Origin of the sequence: Bacillus thermotolerans, assembly GCF_000812025.2 — a bacterium.
Taxonomy (GTDB): domain Bacteria; phylum Bacillota; class Bacilli; order Bacillales; family Domibacillaceae; genus Quasibacillus; species Quasibacillus thermotolerans.
Window position 1 is genome coordinate 1 of the sequence record NZ_JWJE02000013.1, and the last position, 19,089, is coordinate 19,089.

General features: G+C 43.0%; 20 protein-coding genes, 1 pseudogene and 1 riboswitch. Of the genes and pseudogenes, 7 read left to right on the top strand and 14 right to left on the bottom strand.

The features are described 5' to 3' along the window. Positions 1 to 188, top strand: a 188-nt coding sequence (locus QY97_RS06990) for a transposase (RefSeq protein ID WP_039234857.1), incomplete at its 5' end; no start/stop codon positions are given. A gap of 115 nt (positions 189 to 303) precedes the next feature. On the opposite strand, the gene QY97_RS06995 is transcribed toward QY97_RS06990, so the two are convergent. Together QY97_RS06995 and QY97_RS07000 are read right to left on the bottom strand one after the other, a co-directional pair. Beyond that, positions 304 to 1,140, bottom strand: a complete 837-nt coding sequence (locus QY97_RS06995; protein WP_175286624.1) for a YihY/virulence factor BrkB family protein — start codon at positions 1,138 to 1,140, stop codon at positions 304 to 306. A 14-nt stretch (positions 1,141 to 1,154) separates the two neighbouring features. After that, positions 1,155 to 1,502, bottom strand: a complete 348-nt coding sequence (locus QY97_RS07000) for a hypothetical protein (protein WP_039234861.1) — start codon at positions 1,500 to 1,502, stop codon at positions 1,155 to 1,157. 549 nt (positions 1,503 to 2,051) lie between these two features. On the opposite strand from QY97_RS07000, the gene QY97_RS07005 reads away from it, so the two are divergent. After that, positions 2,052 to 3,407 (top strand): alanine/glycine:cation symporter family protein, encoded by a 1,356-nt coding sequence (locus tag QY97_RS07005; protein WP_039234864.1) that lies wholly within the window; start codon positions 2,052 to 2,054, stop codon positions 3,405 to 3,407. 74 nt (positions 3,408 to 3,481) lie between these two features. Here QY97_RS07005 and bioB read toward each other — a convergent pair whose 3' ends face one another. Further along, complete coding sequence (gene bioB / locus QY97_RS07010) at positions 3,482 to 4,480, bottom strand: biotin synthase BioB (RefSeq protein WP_039234866.1); 999 nt, start codon at positions 4,478 to 4,480, stop codon at positions 3,482 to 3,484. Positions 4,481 to 4,505: 25 nt separating this feature from the next. After that, positions 4,506 to 5,102, bottom strand: a complete 597-nt coding sequence (locus tag QY97_RS07015) for a biotin transporter BioY (protein ID WP_039234868.1) — start codon at positions 5,100 to 5,102, stop codon at positions 4,506 to 4,508. Between the two features lie 227 nt (positions 5,103 to 5,329). Here QY97_RS07015 and QY97_RS07020 point away from each other — a divergent pair, with 227 nt between their 5' ends. Then, positions 5,330 to 5,551, top strand: coding sequence for a DUF1128 domain-containing protein (locus QY97_RS07020; protein ID WP_039235033.1), 222 nt, complete (start codon positions 5,330 to 5,332; stop codon positions 5,549 to 5,551). 299 nt (positions 5,552 to 5,850) lie between these two features. On the opposite strand, the gene QY97_RS20400 is transcribed toward QY97_RS07020, so the two are convergent. From QY97_RS20400 to hmpA, 6 genes are all read right to left on the bottom strand, one after another. Continuing rightward, the gene (locus QY97_RS20400; protein WP_156994588.1) at positions 5,851 to 6,054 is read right to left on the bottom strand and encodes a hypothetical protein; all 204 of its coding nucleotides are present in this window, start codon (positions 6,052 to 6,054) and stop codon (positions 5,851 to 5,853) included. Positions 6,055 to 6,105: 51 nt separating this feature from the next. Further along, the gene (locus tag QY97_RS07025) at positions 6,106 to 6,624 is read right to left on the bottom strand and encodes a type 1 glutamine amidotransferase domain-containing protein (RefSeq protein WP_039234876.1); all 519 of its coding nucleotides are present in this window, start codon (positions 6,622 to 6,624) and stop codon (positions 6,106 to 6,108) included. A gap of 114 nt (positions 6,625 to 6,738) precedes the next feature. Then, on the bottom strand, positions 6,739 to 8,115 hold the full coding sequence (locus QY97_RS07030) for an alanine/glycine:cation symporter family protein (RefSeq protein WP_039234878.1): 1,377 nt from the start codon (positions 8,113 to 8,115) through the stop codon (positions 6,739 to 6,741). 177 nt (positions 8,116 to 8,292) lie between these two features. After that, the gene (gene motB / locus QY97_RS07035; protein WP_039234880.1) at positions 8,293 to 9,084 is read right to left on the bottom strand and encodes a flagellar motor protein MotB; all 792 of its coding nucleotides are present in this window, start codon (positions 9,082 to 9,084) and stop codon (positions 8,293 to 8,295) included. Next, a complete protein-coding gene (gene motA, locus QY97_RS07040; RefSeq protein WP_039234882.1) occupies positions 9,077 to 9,871 on the bottom strand; it encodes a flagellar motor stator protein MotA in 795 nt (264 codons plus the stop codon). The genes motB and motA overlap by 8 nt, the downstream gene beginning before the upstream one ends. A gap of 164 nt (positions 9,872 to 10,035) precedes the next feature. Next, complete coding sequence (gene hmpA, locus QY97_RS07045) at positions 10,036 to 11,244, bottom strand: NO-inducible flavohemoprotein (RefSeq protein WP_039234889.1); 1,209 nt, start codon at positions 11,242 to 11,244, stop codon at positions 10,036 to 10,038. A gap of 265 nt (positions 11,245 to 11,509) precedes the next feature. On the opposite strand from hmpA, the gene QY97_RS07050 reads away from it, so the two are divergent. After that, positions 11,510 to 11,962, top strand: coding sequence for an RrF2 family transcriptional regulator (locus QY97_RS07050; RefSeq protein WP_039234891.1), 453 nt, complete (start codon positions 11,510 to 11,512; stop codon positions 11,960 to 11,962). Positions 11,963 to 12,026: 64 nt separating this feature from the next. Here QY97_RS07050 and QY97_RS07055 read toward each other — a convergent pair whose 3' ends face one another. Further along, entirely contained in the window at positions 12,027 to 12,422 is a 396-nt protein-coding gene (locus tag QY97_RS07055; protein WP_039234893.1) for a hypothetical protein, read from the bottom strand. A gap of 180 nt (positions 12,423 to 12,602) precedes the next feature. Between QY97_RS07055 and QY97_RS07060 the strand changes: the two genes are divergently transcribed. Next, positions 12,603 to 13,841, top strand: a complete 1,239-nt coding sequence (locus QY97_RS07060; protein WP_039234895.1) for an aminopeptidase — start codon at positions 12,603 to 12,605, stop codon at positions 13,839 to 13,841. 124 nt (positions 13,842 to 13,965) lie between these two features. Here the strand turns inward: QY97_RS07060 and QY97_RS07065 are convergent. From QY97_RS07065 to argF, 3 genes and pseudogenes are all read right to left on the bottom strand, one after another. Beyond that, positions 13,966 to 14,506 (bottom strand): annotated as a pseudogene (locus QY97_RS07065) (DUF1572 family protein). Positions 14,507 to 14,757: 251 nt separating this feature from the next. After that, the gene (locus QY97_RS07070; protein ID WP_039234900.1) at positions 14,758 to 15,663 is read right to left on the bottom strand and encodes a LysR family transcriptional regulator; all 906 of its coding nucleotides are present in this window, start codon (positions 15,661 to 15,663) and stop codon (positions 14,758 to 14,760) included. 114 nt (positions 15,664 to 15,777) lie between these two features. Beyond that, positions 15,778 to 16,731: an ornithine carbamoyltransferase gene (gene argF, locus QY97_RS07075; RefSeq protein WP_039234901.1), complete on the bottom strand. Its 954-nt coding sequence runs from the start codon at positions 16,729 to 16,731 to the stop codon at positions 15,778 to 15,780. Between the two features lie 182 nt (positions 16,732 to 16,913). Between argF and QY97_RS07080 the strand changes: the two genes are divergently transcribed. Both QY97_RS07080 and mreBH read left to right on the top strand, forming a co-directional pair. Then, the gene (locus QY97_RS07080) at positions 16,914 to 17,405 is read left to right on the top strand and encodes an acyl-CoA thioesterase (RefSeq protein WP_039235035.1); all 492 of its coding nucleotides are present in this window, start codon (positions 16,914 to 16,916) and stop codon (positions 17,403 to 17,405) included. A 288-nt stretch (positions 17,406 to 17,693) separates the two neighbouring features. After that, on the top strand, positions 17,694 to 18,701 hold the full coding sequence (mreBH, locus tag QY97_RS07085) for a rod-share determining protein MreBH (protein ID WP_039234903.1): 1,008 nt from the start codon (positions 17,694 to 17,696) through the stop codon (positions 18,699 to 18,701). Positions 18,702 to 18,913: 212 nt separating this feature from the next. Continuing rightward, positions 18,914 to 19,023: riboswitch (SAM riboswitch) on the top strand. Positions 19,024 to 19,089 lie beyond the last annotated feature (66 nt).

Below are 19,089 nucleotides of genomic sequence, written 5' to 3' on the forward strand. Positions count from 1 at the left end.
AATTAAGCTTTGCACACAGTAAAGAACTCCACAGTCTGCGCTATGCACGTTACCGTGGAGTTCAAAAAGTGAAAACGCAAGTTTTGATGACCGCCATCATACAAAACTTGAAAAAGTGGGCCAAACTCCGCTCTTTACAGAAAATTGGTCTCCACCTCACTTCTCATATTATAGAAGATTCCGTTTAACAATTCAAAAAAAGTGAAAATCCCGGTGAGAATTCACCAGGGTTTTCTTGACTAAGTTGTTTTTCAACAACGTGAAAACCGCCAGAGAGTTTCCTCTCTGGCGGTTTTCGTTTTATTAGACAGTACGGCCTTTTAATTCATTCATTAACGCATTAATTTCTCCGCCAATCAGGATGATAATGGCTGATAGATAGAACCAGATCATTAAAATAATGATCCCTCCAATGCTTCCATAAGTGGCAGAGTAGTTTCCAAAGTTATTGACATAGAAAGAAAAACCTAGAGAAACTAAGACCCATCCAACGGCGGCAAAAATCGCTCCTGGAATAACTGCCTTATAGGTTACCTTCAAGTTAGGTGCAAAATAGTAAATTCCAGCAAATACTGCAAACAGCAGCAACGGCGGAATTAACCATCGAATCCAAGTCCAAATCGTTAAAAATTGCTCAGATACACCTAAATATTCAGAAGCAAACAATCCAATTTGCTTACCAAATACTTGAAGAATAAGAAAGGCTGCTATAACAAGAATCAAGCCGATCGTTAGTAAGATGGACATCCCTCTCGCTTTATAGAAAGGACGCGTTTCTTGGACTTCATAAGCATAATTTAACCCTTTGATTACTGAATTCATTCCGTTAGAAGCTGACCAAATTGTGGCAATAATACCGAAAGACAACAACCCGCCGCGCTGGTTCTGCAATACCTCATTCAATGTGTCTTCTACAGTCTGGACTGTATCTCCTGGCGCGAAATCACGAATAAGGTTGAACAAGTCCTGCGGGTTGATTGGCAAGTAAGCCAGCAAGGTCACCGCAAAGATCAGTAAGGGAAAGAGTGATAACAGAAAATAGTAGGACATTTGAGCAGCCGTATCTGTCACTTTAGATTCTTTTATTCTTCTTAGAAGGTGCTTGAGAAATACCTTTATACCCGGCTTTCTGCTGGACAACAAATCACCTCCTTCTAGTGCGTAACTGAACTATTTGAAGAGCCCGTCGCACTTTCACCATCTGGAAGGAATGTGGTTTTTGTTTCATCGACTAAATCTTTCACATCTGGCGTTAATTCCTTCAGGTCACCAACCTTGTTACGGATATAATTCACATCCTGGCTAATTTGCTGAGCTGTTGATTTTGCACGGTTGGCGATTTCTTTTGAAGACTCGGATAAATTTTGCGGATCCTTTGCCATTTCAAATAAATAGATTGCCCATTCCTTCATTTCCTGGCGCGTCTGGCGGTCCATTAACGCAATTCCGCCTCCAATTGCTGCACCGATTGCTGCTTTAGTAAAAAAGTTAGCTTTACCCATTTTTATCTTCATCCTTTCTTTAAATAGATCTAACCAGCTATTATATCTGGATAGTTCATACAGTGAATACTTTCACCTCTGGTGGTTAGCTGTTTTACCAATTCCCTGTTTGTAAAATAGCAAAACATCAAACCTTCAAAAAATAGTTCCTTCTATGAGGTAAGGCAAATATAGAAGCGCTTCTTCCTTTTATGTATAATCGCCCTTAATACTATTCTTTTATTCCATATTGATCTCCTTCTTTTTCATAGTATGCCTTTCTCCTCTTTTGGTTTGTAGTTTTTACAAAAAAAACCATCTGTTCAGAATGTGGATGAGTTCCTTTTGTATCCTTTTTTCCTTGAAATAGGAGCGGGTGTTTCCCCTTCCAATTAACAGAGGTTTACAAAGTATAGATAGCTGTATGATTTTTACATATATCATGAGTTAGCGCTTTCAGACAATCATTCCTCTTCATCTTTTTTGTCGACAAACTGGTATTTCTTTTTTTAAATAATGTCTATTATTTTCTGAATGTTCTTATATAATAAAGAAAAAGGGGGGAATGTTATGCAGGAGAAATTGTCAGAAGTATTAGGTACAGTCAGCGGTTTTATTTGGGGGTTGCCATTACTTATTCTTTTAGTTGGTACAGGTATTTATTTAACCTTCCGTCTCGGCTTCCTGCAATTAAGATTGCTGCCTTACTCTCTTAAGCTTGCATTCAGCAAGAGTCAGGACAAGGGTTCTGAAGGAGATATCTCTCACTTCCAGGCATTAATGACTGCTCTCGCAGCAACTGTCGGAACAGGAAATATCGTCGGTGTGGCGACTGCTGTTCTTCTTGGGGGACCTGGAGCGATTTTCTGGATGTGGCTTAGTGCCTTTTTCGGTATGGCTACTAAATATGCAGAAGCCATTTTAGCTGTTAAGTACCGTGTCCAGGATGAAGACGGAGAAATGTCAGGCGGACCAATGTATTATCTGGAAAGAGGCTTAAAGCAGAAATGGCTCGGTGTGCTGTTTGCTATTTTTGGTGCTTGTGCTGCCTTTGGTATCGGAAACCTGGTACAGGCCAATGCTGTAGCCGGAGTGATGAACGATACATTTAATGTACCATTTTATATCACAGGTATTATCTTAGTTATTTTTGCTGCTCTTGTTTTGCTCGGTGGGATCAAGAGTATCGGACGGGTAACAGCTTTCTTCGTGCCGATTATGGCTGCTTTCTACCTGATTGCTGGTCTTATCGTCTTAATTATGAATATTAGTGAGATTCCAGCGGCATTTGCTTTAATCTTTACTGATGCCTTTACGGGTGAAGCAGTGGCGGGCGGTGCAATCGGAGCTGTTATCCGTTATGGGGTTGCCCGCGGTGTATTCTCGAACGAAGCAGGCCTTGGCTCTGCGCCAATTGCAGCTGCTGCTGCGAAAACTGACTTGCCCGGCCGTCAAGCGCTTGTTTCCATGACACAAGTATTTATCGATACCATTCTCATCTGCTCTGTGACAGGTTTAACAATCGTTATGGCTAATCAATATGGCAGCATTACTAATGCCAGCGCATTAACAAGCGCTTCCTTTGAACACTTCCTTGGCAGTGCCGGTTCTTATGTTGTTGCTCTTGGCCTATTGTTCTTTGCTTCATCGACAATCATTGGCTGGTCTTATTACGGGGAGAAATGCTTCTCTTACTTATTCAGCAAAAAAGTAGTAAAGTACTATCGAATTGTTTTCGTAGCTGCCGTCTTTGTCGGGGCCGTTACGAGCCTGGAGTTAGTCTGGCTATTCGCCGATATCATGAATGGCCTAATGGCGTTCCCTAACTTGGTCGGCTTAATCGGATTGTCCGGGGTAGTCGTCTACGAAACAAAGAAAGTGTTAAAAGCAATTCAAGAAGAGAAGAAACAAAAAGAAGCTGCTTAACAATCGATTGCCGTCACGAGAAAGAAGGCCTGCGCCTGAGGTGTTCATATTAAGAACACACAGGCGTCAGGCCTTTAATTTTTCATTAACTGATCTTCTTTCACAAGATCAATCTCAAAACCAAGGTCTTTCAGCATTTGGTGGTCAGCTGTGCTTTGCTGTCCATTAGTCGTTAAATAATCGCCTACAAATATAGAGTTTGCCGGGTACAGTCCGAGCGGCTGCAGGCTCCGTAAATTCACTTCTCTGCCACCAGAGATGCGTATCTCTTTCGTTGGGTTGATAAAACGCATAAGCGCCAGCACCTTCAAGCAGTATCGAGGATTTAATTCATCGGTCCCTTCAAGAGGTGTCCCTTCAATCGCGTGTAGAAAATTTACAGGAATGGAATCCGCATCAAGCGCTCTTAAACTTCTGGCCATGTCGATGACATCTTGCTTCGTCTCCTTCATACCGATAATCACTCCCGAGCACGGAGAAATCCCTTGCTTCTTAACCGCTTCGACCGTTTGAACACGATCCTGGTACGTATGGGACGTCGTAATCGCAGAATGATGATCTTCCGATGTGTTCAAGTTATGATTGTACCTGTCCACCCCCGCTTCTTTCAGCTTTGCCGCTTGCTCAGGTTTTAAGATTCCAAGACAAGCACAAACAGTCATATCCTCATGTCTCTCTTTAATCTCCTTCACCGCAGCCGTTACCTGCTCGAGCTCCTTGCTGCTTGGCCCTCTTCCGCTCGCCACAATACAAAATGTTCCCGCACTTAACCGGCGCGCTTGTTCAGCACCTTTTACAATGGCCTCCTTATCTAGCATTCTGTACTTTTCTATAGGAGCCGCAGAAATACTTGACTGCGCACAGTAGCCGCAATTTTCCGGACACATCCCTGACTTCGTATTCATGATCATATTCAGCTTTACTTTATTACCGTAATAATGATGACGAATGAGATATGACCCTTGCAGCAGCTCAAGCAGCTGCTCATCTGGGCTATTTAATAGTTGCAATGCCTCTTTATTCGTTAACTCGTACCCCTTAAGAACAGAACGACCTAGTTCCTTCCAATCCATCTTTATCTCCCCCATCCTTATGTATTTAAGCAGTTTTTCTCACCGTTCTAAAGTAGCTTCGGCTTAAAATCCTATGCTCCAGTCGGTAAGCAAACACCCCTGCACATATGGCCAAAGCAATATCTTTCGGCAAAGGGACCGACATCCATAGCCAGGCTAATGAATAGGTAAACCCTTCTGGAGCAGCCGCCCACACTTTGTAGGCCATATACATCCAGTTGGTACCCGCTACGTAGTTAATCACCATACCAACAAGAGAAGCCGCTACATACATACGGAGGGATTGATTTCGTTCAGTCAGCTTTCCAACTGCATAAGCAGTAAGTACAAACGAAAGAATAAACCCGAAGGTCGGGCTGACGATAGCGGACATCCCTCCGCTAAATTTCGCAAAGACTGGTACACCAGCTAGTCCAACAAGCGCATAAACGCCCATAGAAACAGCCCCTAGCCGGCTGCCCAGCACTGCCCCCGCTAAGATAGCAAAGAAGGTTTGAAGCGTAATTGGCACGCCCCCAACGACCATGAATGGTGCAATAGAAGTAATATTTGCCCCCACCGCCATGAGCGCTATGAACATTCCAGCGAGACTAATGTCTAAGGCAGTAAGCTTTCTTTTCATCCCTTTCCTCCCCCATCCTTTTATTTGAATACATGTAAAATAATAAATTTTTAGTTTACTAATGTCAACTAATTTTATAGTTGGGTTTACTAAAATAGTTATCTCAATTTCTGCTTCTATAACATCCCTCTTTTCAATACAATTCTTAATGTTGAAAAAAGGCACATTGACAAGCACTAAAAAAAATGGAATGATGGAAACAAAAATACCGGAGAGGATGGATGAACGTGGATCTATCTACAAAGTCCCCTGAAAACATTAAATACATGATAGAGGAGATCACCTCAAAGCTTAGAATCGTCAATGCTGGCGCCCTTAAACCTGATCACTTTAATGAATCATCCTATGAAGATTTGAAAGAGATTTATGAACATGTAAACAGCAAGAATAACTTTAGTCCAAGTGAAATGCAGGCTATTGCAGAAGAATTAGGTAACTTAAAAAAATAAAAAACGGCAAGGCATCATGTTTGAATCACTTATGCGAAAGATCGATCTTTCGCATAAGCGATTTAAGCACAAAAAAAGCAGCGATTGTCTCGCTGCTTCAGTTTGTTGACAAAAGGGCTCGGAATGGTCTCATTCCGGACCCTTTTTCGGCTTTTTACTAGTGTTGACCCTATTTATAAAACAGACTGGACCTCTCCAAGGCCATCATTTAGACCATCTCTGGACCTTGCCAAGTCCAATTGGCTATTTCCTTAAGATTCATGCTAGCAAAAGTAATCATCGCCTGCATGGACAATTTTTTAAGTCTCCTTAGTGAACTTAATTACTCTTGTTGATTGGAACGGAAGACGCGCAGACTCCTGCGGGATCAGCGGGACAGGTGAGACCCCGCAAAGCGCAGCTTGAGGAGGCTCACCGCCCGCCCCGCGGAAAGCGAAGCGTCTGGAGTGGAAATCAACACGCTTACAGGCAAAATAAAAAGACTGCAGACGCTCGATTTCCATCGAGTTTGTCTACAGTCTGAGGCAGCAATTGTCTCGCTGCTTTTTTTGTGCTTATTGATTAAGAAGCTTTAATGATTCTCTGTTAAAAGCAGGAAGATCATCTGGCGTTCGGCTTGTGACAAGCTGATCCTGACAGACAACTACCTCCTGATCCTTCACAGTAGCTCCTGCATATTCCATATCTACTTGAATAGATTTATAGCCCGTTGCTGTTCTTCCCTCGAGTGCTTTAGCTGTAATTAAAAGCTGGGGACCGTGGCAGATCGCGAAGACGGGCTTTTTGGCATCCATGAAATCCTTGGCAAATGCGACGAAACGATCATCCGCACGGAGCTGGTCAGGTGAGAAGCCTCCCGGTATCAATAGGGCATCAAAGTCGTTTGCTGAAACATCATCAATACCTTTATCAATGGTGATGATTGCTTCCCCATTTTTTCCTTTTACTGTCTTTCCAGCTTCTTTCTCAATGTTTACCACCTCATGCCCTGCTTCCTTATAGGCATTAACCGGATCTGTGTATTCTACATCTTCTACCATATCTGTAACAACAACAGCAATTTTTTTACTCAATACTAAAACCCCTTTCTTCTATACTCCTTTTATGCACACTTGTATGTTTCCCTCTCATAAGAGGACTAAACATGAAGAAGATCTTTCACTATTCACACTATTGCCTGTTCCATTTTACTTAGTCTTACCAATATCCTTCAAATAATACTTGTCTGATCGGAAAAACTCATTCTTTAATTCCTTTACTTTATTGCTAAGCAAAAGAATAGCAATAATATTCGGCAGCAGGATGGCCGCGAGTGTTAGATCCAGGAAGGACCAAATGGTTTGGGCAGCACCAACAGCACCAAGAATGATGGCCACTAAATATACAACCTTCACTGCCTGAGCAATTTTCCAATTAAAGAGAAATTCTGCTTGTTTAGCACCGTAAAAGATAATGACGATAATCGTAGATAAAACGAAGAAAATCAGCGAAACCGTTACTAATAAGCTGCCGAACGTACCGAGACTTTCTTCAAAGGCAACCGTTGTCAAAGCAGAAGAGTTATCAAGCGCCCCTTCCGCCGTCCATACGCCGGTAGATAGAATAACAAACGCTGTTGCCGTACAAACGACTAATGTATCTACAACAATCCCGATCACCGACCAGAACCCCTGACGGACAGGATGATCTGTTTGCGCTGCCGCATGAGCCATAGGGGCTGTACCAAGACCTGCCTCATTGGAATATAGTCCTCTAGCAAATCCCCAGCGAATGGTTTCTGCAATAGCCGCTCCTGCAAATCCCCCAACAGCTGACATCGGCTGAAAAGCGTGACCAAAAATTAGCGCAAACACACCGGGTACTTGATCAATATTCATGATAACAACAATGAGCGCTCCGCCTACATAGATAGCTGCCATAAACGGTACGAATAGCTCAGTGACCTGCCCAATTCTCTTAATGCCGCCAAACACCACTAATGCAGCAATAGCAGCAATGATAATTCCGGTATAAAGACCATCAATGTTAAAGGATTGTTGGACAGTGGAAGCCACTGAATTTCCTTGCACCATAATACTAGGAATAAGTTCGATCATTAAAGCGAAGGAAAACCAAACACCAAGCCACTTCATATTCAGCCCTTTCGTCATGTAATACATCGGGCCGCCAACATACTCACCTTTCTCATTTTGTTCACGGTAATGAACCGCCAATACACTTTCGGAAAACTTCAGAGCCATTCCAATTAAAGCAATGACCCACATCCAAAAGACCGCACCCGGACCGCCGAACATAATCGCTGCCGGCACACCGACTATGTTCGCCGCCCCGATTGTAGACGATAAAGCAGAGGTTAATGCCTGCAAAGGGGTAACCGTTCCCTCTCCCTTTGGCTTCTTAAAAATACTCCCAAATGTTTGCTGGAAAATATAAACTGGGTACCTAAATTGAAAGAACCCTAATTTAAATGTCATGTATACCCCAGAAATGACCAGTAATGCGATGATCGGAATTCCCCATAACCAGGCGGAAAACCTTTCTACTCCCTCTATAAAATTCTCCAAGAAATTTCCTCCTCTTTGCTTATACGCTTACTTATTAGACAGATATGTAATCAAATAGCTCTCCCCTTCTATGTATGCCTTTTATTCAAGCCCTCGTGTGTGCAGGACAGAAAGGTTCTTTATGAAGTTCCCCCCTTCACTGCTATTTAAACATAAAAACGAAAAAAACCGAACCATCTATGATGGTTCGGCTATTGAAGCAGGTGTGTGCAAGCTGTTCTCCTCTGTTCCTTGCGGCAATACTAAAATTTCAACGCGACGATTTTTCGATCGTCCCTCTGCAGTCTCATTGGAAGCAATTGGCTGATACTCCCCGTAGCCTTTGGCACTAAATAGTCGAGGGTCTAATTTTTTATTTTCCAATACTACTTTCATAAAGTTGACCGCTCTCATAGCACTCAACTCCCAGTTCGAATCAAACTCCTGTGTCTTGATGGGCACATTATCCGTGTGGCCGCTAATGACGACTGCCCGAGGCACTTCCATCTCTAACAGCCGAGAGATCTCCCTTGCTGCCTGCTCATCTTCTTTTCTAATTTCAGATATACCAGAATCGAACAATACATTATCATGGATGCGCAGAAGGAGCCCTTCTCCGCTAAGTACAGTCTCCACTTTATCCTGAAGATGATTTTCTTGAATGTAGTCTTGCATCTTTCCGTGTATCTCTGTTAGTTCCTCTTTCTCTTCCTTCTCCAGAACAGCCATTTCACTCCTCGGCATGCTGCTCTCCATCTCAGCTGTAGATGGAACGATCTCAGGCTGCTCCATGACGCCACTGCCTCCTTCAAACGTTGTGAAGGCACTGTTGAACACTTGGGAGACCACCTGGAACTTCTGTGCATCAATGGAGCTTGCGGCAAACAAGACAATAAACAGTGCCAGCAGTAACGTCAGCAAATCTGAGTAAGGAAGCAGCCAGGATTCATCAATGTGATCGTTATCTTGCTTCTTCCTCCGTTTAGCCATTCAACTCGCCGCTTTCCTGTTGAAGTAATTGTCTCTTCTCTTCTGCAGGCAGATAAGAAGATAGCTTTTGCTCTAATATACGTGGAGACTCTCCCTCTAAAATCGATAGTACACCTTCGATCATCATCTCCTTCACTCGTACCTCTGTCGTAGACTTTCTTTTTAGCTTATTAGCGAACGGGTGCCACAGCACGTACCCCGTGAAGATACCGAGCAGCGTCGCAACGAAGGCAGCAGAAACCGCCTTACCGAGCGCCTCCGTATTGCTCATATCACCAAGAGCTGCGATCAGCCCGACAACTGCCCCCAATACTCCTAGTGTTGGAGCGTAGGTTCCTGCCTGCGAGAAGATGCTCGCACCTGTTTTATGCCGCTCTTCCATTGCTTCCAGCTCTTCATTCATGACATCTCTTATATAATCGGCATTTTGACCATCTACTGCTAGACTTAGGCCATTTCGCAAGAAAGGATCGTCTACTTCATCAATTTCCGCTTCGAGCGCTAATAGGCCCTCTTTTCTGGCAAGGTCCGCCCAAGTTGAAAACTGACGAATCACCTCTTGAGGTGTCGATATATCCTGCTCTTTAAAGATAATTCCAAACAGCTTCGGCAGCTTTTTCAATTCACTTGAAGGAAAGGCAATCGTAATCGCTGCTATTGTGCCAAGTAAAATAATCAGCAGGGCCGCCGGGTTCACTAGAACCAGCGGACTTACTCCTTTAAATACCATTCCCATTCCGACAGCTGCCAGACCGAGAATAATCCCTATAATCGAACTTTTATCCATGCTCATCCACCCTACATGTTGATTTCTGTATTGTTAATATCGACAAGCAAGAAGGATGTTTTAATCATTTCTCCCTCGTTCCTCACAAAACTGTCATATTTAAAGCAAAAAAGCAGCCTTCTCTAATCAGAAGACTGCTTTCTTTTTCAGCTGACTATTTGTGATTACTGTGCTTGCTCAAGCGCCATGGAAGGTCCGAAGAATTCAAATTTAATGCGATCTTCTGGAATACCATTCTTACCTAGGTGGCCAATGACAGCTCCCATGAATGGAACAGGTCCGCATACATAGCAAGTGCTGTTTGCAGGGATGACTTTCTTCAGGAACTCAGCATCAATGTGGCCCTCGACATCGCAAACTGTTTCATTATTAGATTTCTCACCATAAGCAATATAAGAACGCGCATTTTCCAGTTCATCCACAAGCTGCTTTGTATGCTCTTTAAATGCATGGGCTTCTTCGTTACGGGCAGCATGAATGAAAATGATCTCCCGCTTGCTGTTGTTTGCTGCCAATGTTTCCAGCATGCTCATCATCGGTGTAATGCCTACACCACCACTAATTAACGCAACCGGTGTATCTTCTTCCAGATTTAAATGGAAGTCACCCGCTGGTGCACTTAGCTTCACCGTATGCCCCTTCTCAACATGGTCATGCAGGTAGTTAGATGCTTTTCCTTCGGGTGTATGATCAGCTTCACGCTTAACAGAAATACGGTAGTAATCTTCATTTGGCGCAGCAGACAAGCTGTACTGGCGATTCACAATATACTTATCACCAGGAATCTGAAGCTGAATGGTAATGTATTGACCTGGTAAATAAGAAGGAAGTGCTGCCTCATCCTTTGGCCGCAGATAGAAGGAAGTAATCAATGAACTTTCCTTTACTTTGTCAATTACTTCGAATTCCTTAAAGTCACTCCAGCCGCCCTCTTGCTCTTTTGCCTGCTGGTACATTTCTTTTTCTGTATCAATAAATACTTGGGCGATTACTCCATATGCTTCTCCCCAGGCATTGATGATATCGTCCGTTGCCGCATCTCCGAGTACGTCTTTAATTGCCTTTAATAAGTACTCTCCCACGATCGGATAATGCTCCGGCTTAACCCCTAGGCTGCGGTGCTTATGAGCAATCTGCTTCACAGCTGGTACAAGCACTTCCAGCTGATCAATATATTTTCCTGCGGCATAGACAGTATTCGCTAACGCTGTTTGCTGACGTCCTTTTTCCTGATTGGCATGGTTAAAAATGTTGAGTAATTCAGGGTGTGCCTCAAACATTATGCGATAAAAGTGTGTCGTAATGTCCTTTCCGTGTTTCTCAAGCACAGGCACTGTAGATTTAACAATATCAATTGTTTGTTGGGATAGCATATGAAACCCTCCTAATAATAAATGTTTTTTCAAGGTTCTTTCTCTTATATGTTAAACATATAAAACTTACTTAAACCTTTAAAAAATTGATTTTAAATACATCTTTTATTTTTTAAAGATGTATTTTTAATACACCTTATTTATACTCCGATTTCACCAAATAAGCAATCCGTTTTCAGATAGTTTAATAAAATGTTCACAATCTTTGATTATGGAGATGTTCCTCTATATAATAGAACTAAGAAAACAATAGTGGTGAATAAAAATGAGATTAACTTTATATACAGATTACTCGCTGCGCGTACTAATTTACTTAGCGGCCAAGCGGCAGGGTGAACTATCCACCATAAAGGAAATTGCCGAGGCCTACCAGATTTCCAAGAACCACTTAATGAAGGTGATCCATGAACTTGGCAAGCTTGGGATTATCGAAACGATTCGCGGGCGAAATGGCGGTATCCGGTTAGCCAAGCCTCCAGAAGAGATTAATATCGGCAAGGTGGTCCGCCAAACGGAGGATGATTTTCACCTGGTAGAATGCTTTAATCTTGATACGAATAAATGCGTCATTGCTCCTGAATGCGGGCTAAGACATGTCCTCTTCCAAGCGCTTCAAGCGTACTTAAAGGTATTGGATCAATACACATTGAAGGATTTAACCGGCAACCGTGATATGCTGCGCAGTTTATTTTTAAATCAACCTGAAGAGGATTCGTAACTCTCCCGGTTTTCATCGTTATATCCTTCTTCATATAAAAAAGCCCCCGAATTCGGAGGCTTTTTTATTTTTGCTGATCCTTTCCATATTTAAAAGAAACAAAGACAAAAAGCAGAAAGCTGACTAGCAAAACGGTGCCGCCTACAATATAAAAGACGGTTGTAAAGGTTTCGGAAAGCCCCAACGGCTTCATATTATACAGCCACATTCCCGAAGTCAGCCCCACCGTGCCAATAATCGCGCTCCATACGTGGGCATCCGCCAGCTTAGACGCCTTTGGGACATCATAGACGCGATAGAACATTGCAAAAGCAAACAAACTAAGCCACCCAACAACTAAAATATGCGCATGAACAGGTCGAAACGCATAAGAACCGGCTCCGGCCATATGGGAACCGAGCATAGCCCCGATAAACCCAAAAATGGCAGCAAACCGAACGAGCAACACATGATAAGACATAGATGTTTCCCCTCTCCCCGGCACTTTTCATCGCTTAAATTATAGCGAACCTCTCCAGGGAAGAAAACACTCCGGCTGTCGAAAAGAAAACGTTCACTTTTCCGTCATATAATTTTGTGCTTCTCCTTATTCTTGATACAATACATTTATTCATAATTTTGAATAAAAAGGAGATCGCATATGGAAAACTTTAAACAAATGCTTGAGAAGTACGCAGACTTAGCCGTAAAGGTGGGCGTAAACATCCAAAAGGGTCAAACGCTGGTCATTAACACTTCTATTGATTCTGTAGATCTTGTCCGATTAGTCGTCAAGAAAGCTTACGAGTCCGGTGCTAAAAATGTCGTCGTGAACTGGGATGACGACCAAGTATCACGGTTGAAGTATGACCTGGCTCCTGATGAAGCTTTTACAGAATTTCCAAAATGGCGCGCACAAATGCTTGAGGAGCTGGCCGAGCAAGGTGCCGCCTTTATGTCGATTATCTCCTCTAGCCCTGACTTGCTGAAGGGAGTTGACTCAGAAAGAATCGCCAACTTCCAGAAAGCTGCCGGTCAATCCCTGCAGAAGTACCGGCAATATATTCAATCTGATAAAGTCAGCTGGACGGTCATTGCAGCCCCTTCTGAAGCCTGGGCTGCCAAAGTATTCCCAAGCGTTCCAAAAGAAGAGCAAGTGTCTGCCTTATGGGAAGCCATTTTCAAAGCGGTGCGTGTAGACACGGAAGATCCTGTCGAAGCTTGGAAAGCTCATGATAGAGAGCTTCACAAAAAGGTGGATTACTTAAATGAGAAGAAATACCGCTCTCTTCACTATACCGCTCCTGGAACAGACTTAACCATTGACCTTCCTGAAGGACATCTCTGGGTAGGCGCGGGCAGCGTGAATGAAGAAGGTCACGCCTTCATGGCTAATATGCCGACTGAGGAAGTCTTTACTGTGCCATACAAGACAGGTGTAAACGGCTATGTGACCAGCACAAAGCCGCTCAGCTACGGAGGAAACATCATTAATGACTTTAAGGTTACCTTTGAGGAAGGCCGCATTGTGGATGTACAGGCAAAAGAAGGTGAGGAAGTACTGAAAAAGCTAGTAGAAACAGATGAAGGCTCCCACTACTTAGGAGAGATTGCCCTTGTACCGCACCAATCACCTATCTCTCAGTCTGATATTTTGTTCTACAATACATTATTCGATGAAAATGCCTCTAATCACTTAGCCATCGGAAGCGCTTATGCCTTCTGTATTGAAGGCGGAAAGAGCATGGGTCAGGCGGACCTGGAACGTCACGGCTTAAATACGAGCATCACCCATGTAGATTTCATGATCGGCTCTGATGAAATGGATATTGACGGTATTAGAGAAGATGGAGAAAGAGAGGCTATTTTCCGCAGCGGTAACTGGGCGGAAGGCATTTAAGTCTTTCATCAGAAAGAAGTTATCAAACGATGATATTCAAGTTTGGCGGCTGCAATAGCTGCGAAAGGACCAGACGCATTCAGGCTCCCTAATGCGTCTGGTCCTCATTTATTTCTTCTTTATGCTACGTATCTTGATATTTTTCAAGCATTTGTCTTAAATACTCTTCAGACTTTCCTTTTGGAATACTGAGACTCTCCCAATGACAGCCTTTCAATTGCTTACCGATGTATACAATCTGCCCGACATGATACGCATAATGTGCCATCTGCCTCTCAATCGTTTCTAATACCACATGCCTTTCTCCGCGGATGTATATATGTTTTAACAAATCCTCTTCACTTAAAGCAGTTAATGTATCGAGAAGTACTCTCCACCCCTCGTCCCAAAGCCTCTTTAATTCTGCTTTTGACAATCGATCGTCTATGAATTCTGCATCCCGGTTTCTGTCATTCTTTTCCCCCGTCTGAATGCAAAAAGTCAGTCCATCTTGACACCATGTTCCCGCTTACATGCTTGACTAGTATAGCAACACTATTCGACTCGCTGTTATAAGACCAGTGTATTTCCTCTTCGGATAATTGATTGATCGTTTTATCCCCAAGACTTTTTACGCTTTTAAACCTTTCCATAACTGCCTTCAAGTATTCACTTCCGATGCTCACCAGTTCCTCACCTCCATAAAGTAAACACTCTCTAACTAGTTTGTTGCAGCTGTTTATTTGAACTTCCTGTATTAAGAATCGCTCAATGCCAAACCAACCCTAATTTACATTTCCATATTAACCCTTTTCGTCCCTGTTTTTTAATAATTGTATAAATAAAAAAGATAGTCAGTCCTCATATTAGACTGACTATCCTATCAATAACCGTATTCAATTAATATCCCGGAAAGCTATGCCTCTGTAAAGAATTCTTAGAAGCTAAATTGGTTGATCCGATTATAATAGCCAATCAGAAAGTCATAAAAGAGCTTCTCTGAAGGCGGCAAGGAACGCACTTTCGTATAAATTACCCCTACTGTTCTCATAATATCTGGGTTCCTGACCGGCAAATTAACAGTACCAGGAGGTGTGTGATCTACGATAACTGTTTCGGGCAGCAAGCTGACGCCAAGTCCTGCTTCAACTAACCCTTTAATCGTGTAAATATCTTCACTCTCAAAGCCGACATATGGCTCAAAGTTGACAGCTTCACATGCTTCAATAACCAGTTTTCTTAAATCATAACCTTTCCTAAACAATACAAATGAGTCGCTTGCCAGCTCCCTCAAATCAATACTCTCCCGTTCAGCAAGCGGATGATGGCTAGGAAGCAGGACACGCATCTTCTCTGAGAAAAATACTTCTGTAGCGATCTCTGCCGTTTCTTCCGGGACAGGCGATACGAAAGCTAAATCAATCTCCCCGGATTCTACAAGCTCTCTCAAATCTTTATTAGACCCCTGCCGAAAATCAAACCCTACATCCGAATATTGAGTGCGGAAAGCTGAAATAACACGCGGCAAGGTTTTTGTTGCGAGTGAGTTGGGAAAACCTAAGCGTATTCTGCCGACCTCAGGATTTAAATATTTCTCCACGGCCTCCTTAGCACGCTCTATTTCCTGCACAGCTGTCTCAATATGCTGCAAGAAAATCTTGCCGGCAAATGTGAGCTTTACATTCCGCCCTTCCCTTAGAAATAGTTCAACGCCAAGTTCATCCTCAAGCTTGGCAATTTGACGGCTGACAGCCGACTGGGCCACGTGTAAACGGTAAGCCGCTTCTGTCACATGTTCCTGTTTTGCTACTTCGATGAAGTATTTAATTTGTCGAAGCTCCATTTTGCTCCCCCATCCTTCTCCCTATACCATTGGTTTTACTATCATTTTATCACGAACTGCCAAAAAAGCGGACTTATGTAAGTCCGCTCAAACAATTATTCTGCCTTTATTCTTTTACTTCTTCATTAGAGTGTATAGTACGGCTTTTTGTGCGTGCATGCGGTTTTCAGCCTGCTGGAAGACAACGGATGCTTCACCATCCATCACATCTGCGGTTACTTCTTCTCCGCGGTGAGCAGGAAGGCAGTGCATAAATTTACAATCCGCTTCAGCTAAAGCCATCAGCTCTTCATTGACTTGATAAACCTCAAAATCCTTCAAGCGTTTAGCAGCCTCTTCCTCCTGGCCCATGCTTGTCCAGACATCCGTATAAATGAAGTCTGCTCCTTTAACTGCTTCTTCAGGATCTTCAGTAAACGTCAATGTCGAACCCGTTTCTGCACTGATCTTTTGAGCAATCTCCTTCATTTCGGGCAGCGCTTCATAACCAGCTGGTGTTGTCAACGCAAAGTCCATCCCTGTCATAACGGCTCCCATCATAAGAGAATGAGCAACATTGTTTCCATCACCGACATAGGCCATCTTCACACCTTTGAACTTCCCCTTCAGCTCATAGACAGTTAGCAGATCTGCCAGTGCCTGGCATGGATGGTACAAATCAGTCAGCCCGTTAATTACCGGGATCGTTGCAGCTTCTGCCAGCGCTTCAATTCTAGAATGGCTATGTGTACGAATCATAATGCCATCTAAGTAGCCAGAAAGGACTTTTCCAGTGTCTTCAATCGTCTCTCCACGTCCAAGCTGCAAATCATTAGAGCTCATGAACATCGCATGTCCGCCCAATTGAATCATAGCCGCTTCAAACGAAACACGCGTCCGTGTAGAATGCTTCTCGAAAATCATGCCGAGCAGCTGTCCCTGCAAGGCACTAGCGTATTTTTCCTTATTCTTCTTCATGTCATCCGCCAGCAAAACCAGCGCCTCAATCGTGTCTTTAGAGAAATCAATCAGCTTTAGCATATCTTTCCCTTTTATGTTAATTTCCTTTGCTTTTTCTATTGTTAACATGGTTTCCACCTCATTTTTAGTATCGGTCTCCGGTTGATCAGCTTATTAATATTTATACATTAAAATTAATTAAAATACAAGGTAAAATTCTGAATTCTTTCATTTTATTTAAATGATTTATTTTAAGCTATACTAAGTAAAAGTAATTAAGAGAGGTGAGCGTTTTGAGAGAAAAGAAAAAGATGAAGGATACTTTATCCATAAAAACAAGCTATGTTCTTCCGCCCGATACGAATCAGCACGGCACATTATTTGGAGGCAAGCTCATGGCTTATATTGATGATATTGCTTCCATCGCGGCGACTAAGCTGGCAAGAAAGCCAGTTGTTACAGCTTCTACTGACTCTGTTGACTTCCTGAAGCCAATCCGCGGCGGAGATGCTGTTACTCTTGAAGCAATGGTGTCCTATACAGGAACAACAAGCATGGAAGTATTCGTAAAGGTAGTCTCCGAGAACCTCCTGATCGGCGAGAAAGATATCGCTGCTATTTCCTTTCTCACCTTTGTAGCACTTGATGAAGACGGAAGGCCAACGGGTGTTCCTGAGGTTGTGCCGGAAACCGAAGAGGAAAAATGGTTAAATGAAACAGGCGCTGCCCGGGCCAATCAACGAAAATCCCGCAAGCAATACAGCAAGGATCTCATCCGCTTCTTCTCCTCATTAGGAGAGTGAATACACAAGACAGAAATGATAACATAGAAGAGTTGACAAATCTCCAGGCTTTGGCCTGCGAAGATAAAGACTTATTGACATTCCCCACTCTTTTATGTTAGTTTCTGTCTTTTTTTCTCTTTATTTTCAATAGGTAATCAAGCTATAATTGATATACAAAGAATAAGTTCCTCATTTTTTCCGTGAAATTGGCAAACTCCGTATTTTGTCCTGTATACACGGAAGCTTTTTTCTTTTTATACTGGATGAATAAAGAAAAATAGAGGACGAGCATTTGGAGGAATGAACATGTTTGGTAACATAGAGATTGGAATCGACTTAGGGACTGCCAATTTACTTGTTTATAGTAAAGATAAAGGAATCATTGTAAATGAGCCATCTGTTGTAGCCATTGACACTGAAACAAAAAAAGTGCTTGCTATCGGCACGGACGCAAAGGAAATGATCGGAAAGACTCCTGCCCGCATTGCTGCTATGCGGCCAATGAAAGATGGAGTTATTGCTGATTTTGATGTTACCTCCGAATTACTAAAGGGATTAATGAAAAAAGCCAACAAAGCTGCCGGGTTTAATATTCGTAAACCAAGTGTAGTTGTTTGTGTTCCATCCGGTGCAACTTCCGTAGAGAGAAAATCGATCCAGGATGCGGTTAAAAGCTGCGGAGCAAAGACCGTTCACTTAATCGAAGAACCTGTAGCAGCGGCTATCGGAGCGGACCTGCCTGTAGAAGAGCCGATCGCTAACTTAATCGTCGATATTGGCGGTGGAACAAGCGAAGTAGCGATCATTTCTTATGGAGGCGTCGTTTCGTGCAACTCCATCCGCATCGGCGGTGATAAGCTGGATGAAGACATCGTTCAATACATTCGCAAGCAGTATAACTTATTGATCGGCGAACGCACAGCTGAGAAGATTAAAATTGAAATCGGCTACGCTCTCATAGAGCATGACAAGAAGGTAATGGAAGTACGAGGCCGTGATCTTGTGACTGGCCTTCCAAAGGTCGTGGAAGTAAGCTCTCACGAAATTCAAGAAGCACTCAAGGAATCCCTCCTTGCTATTTTAGAAGTCATCCGGGCTACTCTGGAAACTTCTCCGCCTGAGCTGAGCGGCGACATTGTAGAAAGAGGAATCGTCATCAGCGGTGGCGGCGCACTGCTGAATGGTATGCAAGAGTGGTTAAGCGAAGAAATTATCGTTCCTGTCCATCTTGCTCCAAGTCCTTTAGAATCTGTAGCTATTGGTACCGGCCGCTCGCTTCACGTCATGAAAAGCTTACAGAAGATCACCACTTGACCGATTCGCATATAGGAAAGGGGGCTGTGAAACTGTTTATCTTTCACAGCCCCCTTTTTTTAATAATCATTAAAGAAATAACACATTGGACGCAAAGTGCCCTGCCCTTCTGCCACATTGTTCCACAGCTTAAAAATTCTAAATTTTCTATTGACTAATTTCTACGAACAAGCTATGATATGAACAATTATTCTATTAAAAGAATAGCGTATTTCTTATCGAGAGAAGCTGAGGGACTGGCCCGTGGAAGCTTCAGCAACCAGCCGCCTGATGGCTAAGGTGCTAAATCCAGCAAACTGCCGGGCAGTTTGAAAGATAAGAAGGATTAAACATTAGATATGTACAGCCTTCTTACCTCGAGAAGGCTTTTTTATTTGGACTATAGCGT

What these genes read in the sequence shown, in the direction of transcription:
- hmpA (WP_039234889.1), bottom strand. Translation starts at nt 11,244, where the DNA reads ATGCTATCCCAACAAACAATTGATATTGTTAAATCTACAGTGCCTGTG.
- argF (WP_039234901.1), bottom strand. Translation starts at nt 16,731, where the DNA reads ATGTTAACAATAGAAAAAGCAAAGGAAATTAACATAAAAGGGAAAGAT.
- QY97_RS07015 (WP_039234868.1), bottom strand. Translation starts at nt 5,102, where the DNA reads ATGAAAAGAAAGCTTACTGCCTTAGACATTAGTCTCGCTGGAATGTTC.
- bioB (WP_039234866.1), bottom strand. Translation starts at nt 4,480, where the DNA reads ATGGATTGGAAGGAACTAGGTCGTTCTGTTCTTAAGGGGTACGAGTTA.
- QY97_RS07000 (WP_039234861.1), bottom strand. Translation starts at nt 1,502, where the DNA reads ATGGGTAAAGCTAACTTTTTTACTAAAGCAGCAATCGGTGCAGCAATT.
- motB (WP_039234880.1), bottom strand. Translation starts at nt 9,084, where the DNA reads ATGGCTAAACGGAGGAAGAAGCAAGATAACGATCACATTGATGAATCC.
- QY97_RS07060 (WP_039234895.1), top strand. Translation starts at nt 12,603, where the DNA reads ATGGAAAACTTTAAACAAATGCTTGAGAAGTACGCAGACTTAGCCGTA.
- QY97_RS07050 (WP_039234891.1), top strand. Translation starts at nt 11,510, where the DNA reads ATGAGATTAACTTTATATACAGATTACTCGCTGCGCGTACTAATTTAC.
- QY97_RS07005 (WP_039234864.1), top strand. Translation starts at nt 2,052, where the DNA reads ATGCAGGAGAAATTGTCAGAAGTATTAGGTACAGTCAGCGGTTTTATT.
- QY97_RS07055 (WP_039234893.1), bottom strand. Translation starts at nt 12,422, where the DNA reads ATGTCTTATCATGTGTTGCTCGTTCGGTTTGCTGCCATTTTTGGGTTT.
- QY97_RS07070 (WP_039234900.1), bottom strand. Translation starts at nt 15,663, where the DNA reads ATGGAGCTTCGACAAATTAAATACTTCATCGAAGTAGCAAAACAGGAA.
- motA (WP_039234882.1), bottom strand. Translation starts at nt 9,871, where the DNA reads ATGGATAAAAGTTCGATTATAGGGATTATTCTCGGTCTGGCAGCTGTC.
- QY97_RS07080 (WP_039235035.1), top strand. Translation starts at nt 16,914, where the DNA reads ATGAAGGATACTTTATCCATAAAAACAAGCTATGTTCTTCCGCCCGAT.
- mreBH (WP_039234903.1), top strand. Translation starts at nt 17,694, where the DNA reads ATGTTTGGTAACATAGAGATTGGAATCGACTTAGGGACTGCCAATTTA.
- QY97_RS20400 (WP_156994588.1), bottom strand. Translation starts at nt 6,054, where the DNA reads ATGGAAATCGAGCGTCTGCAGTCTTTTTATTTTGCCTGTAAGCGTGTT.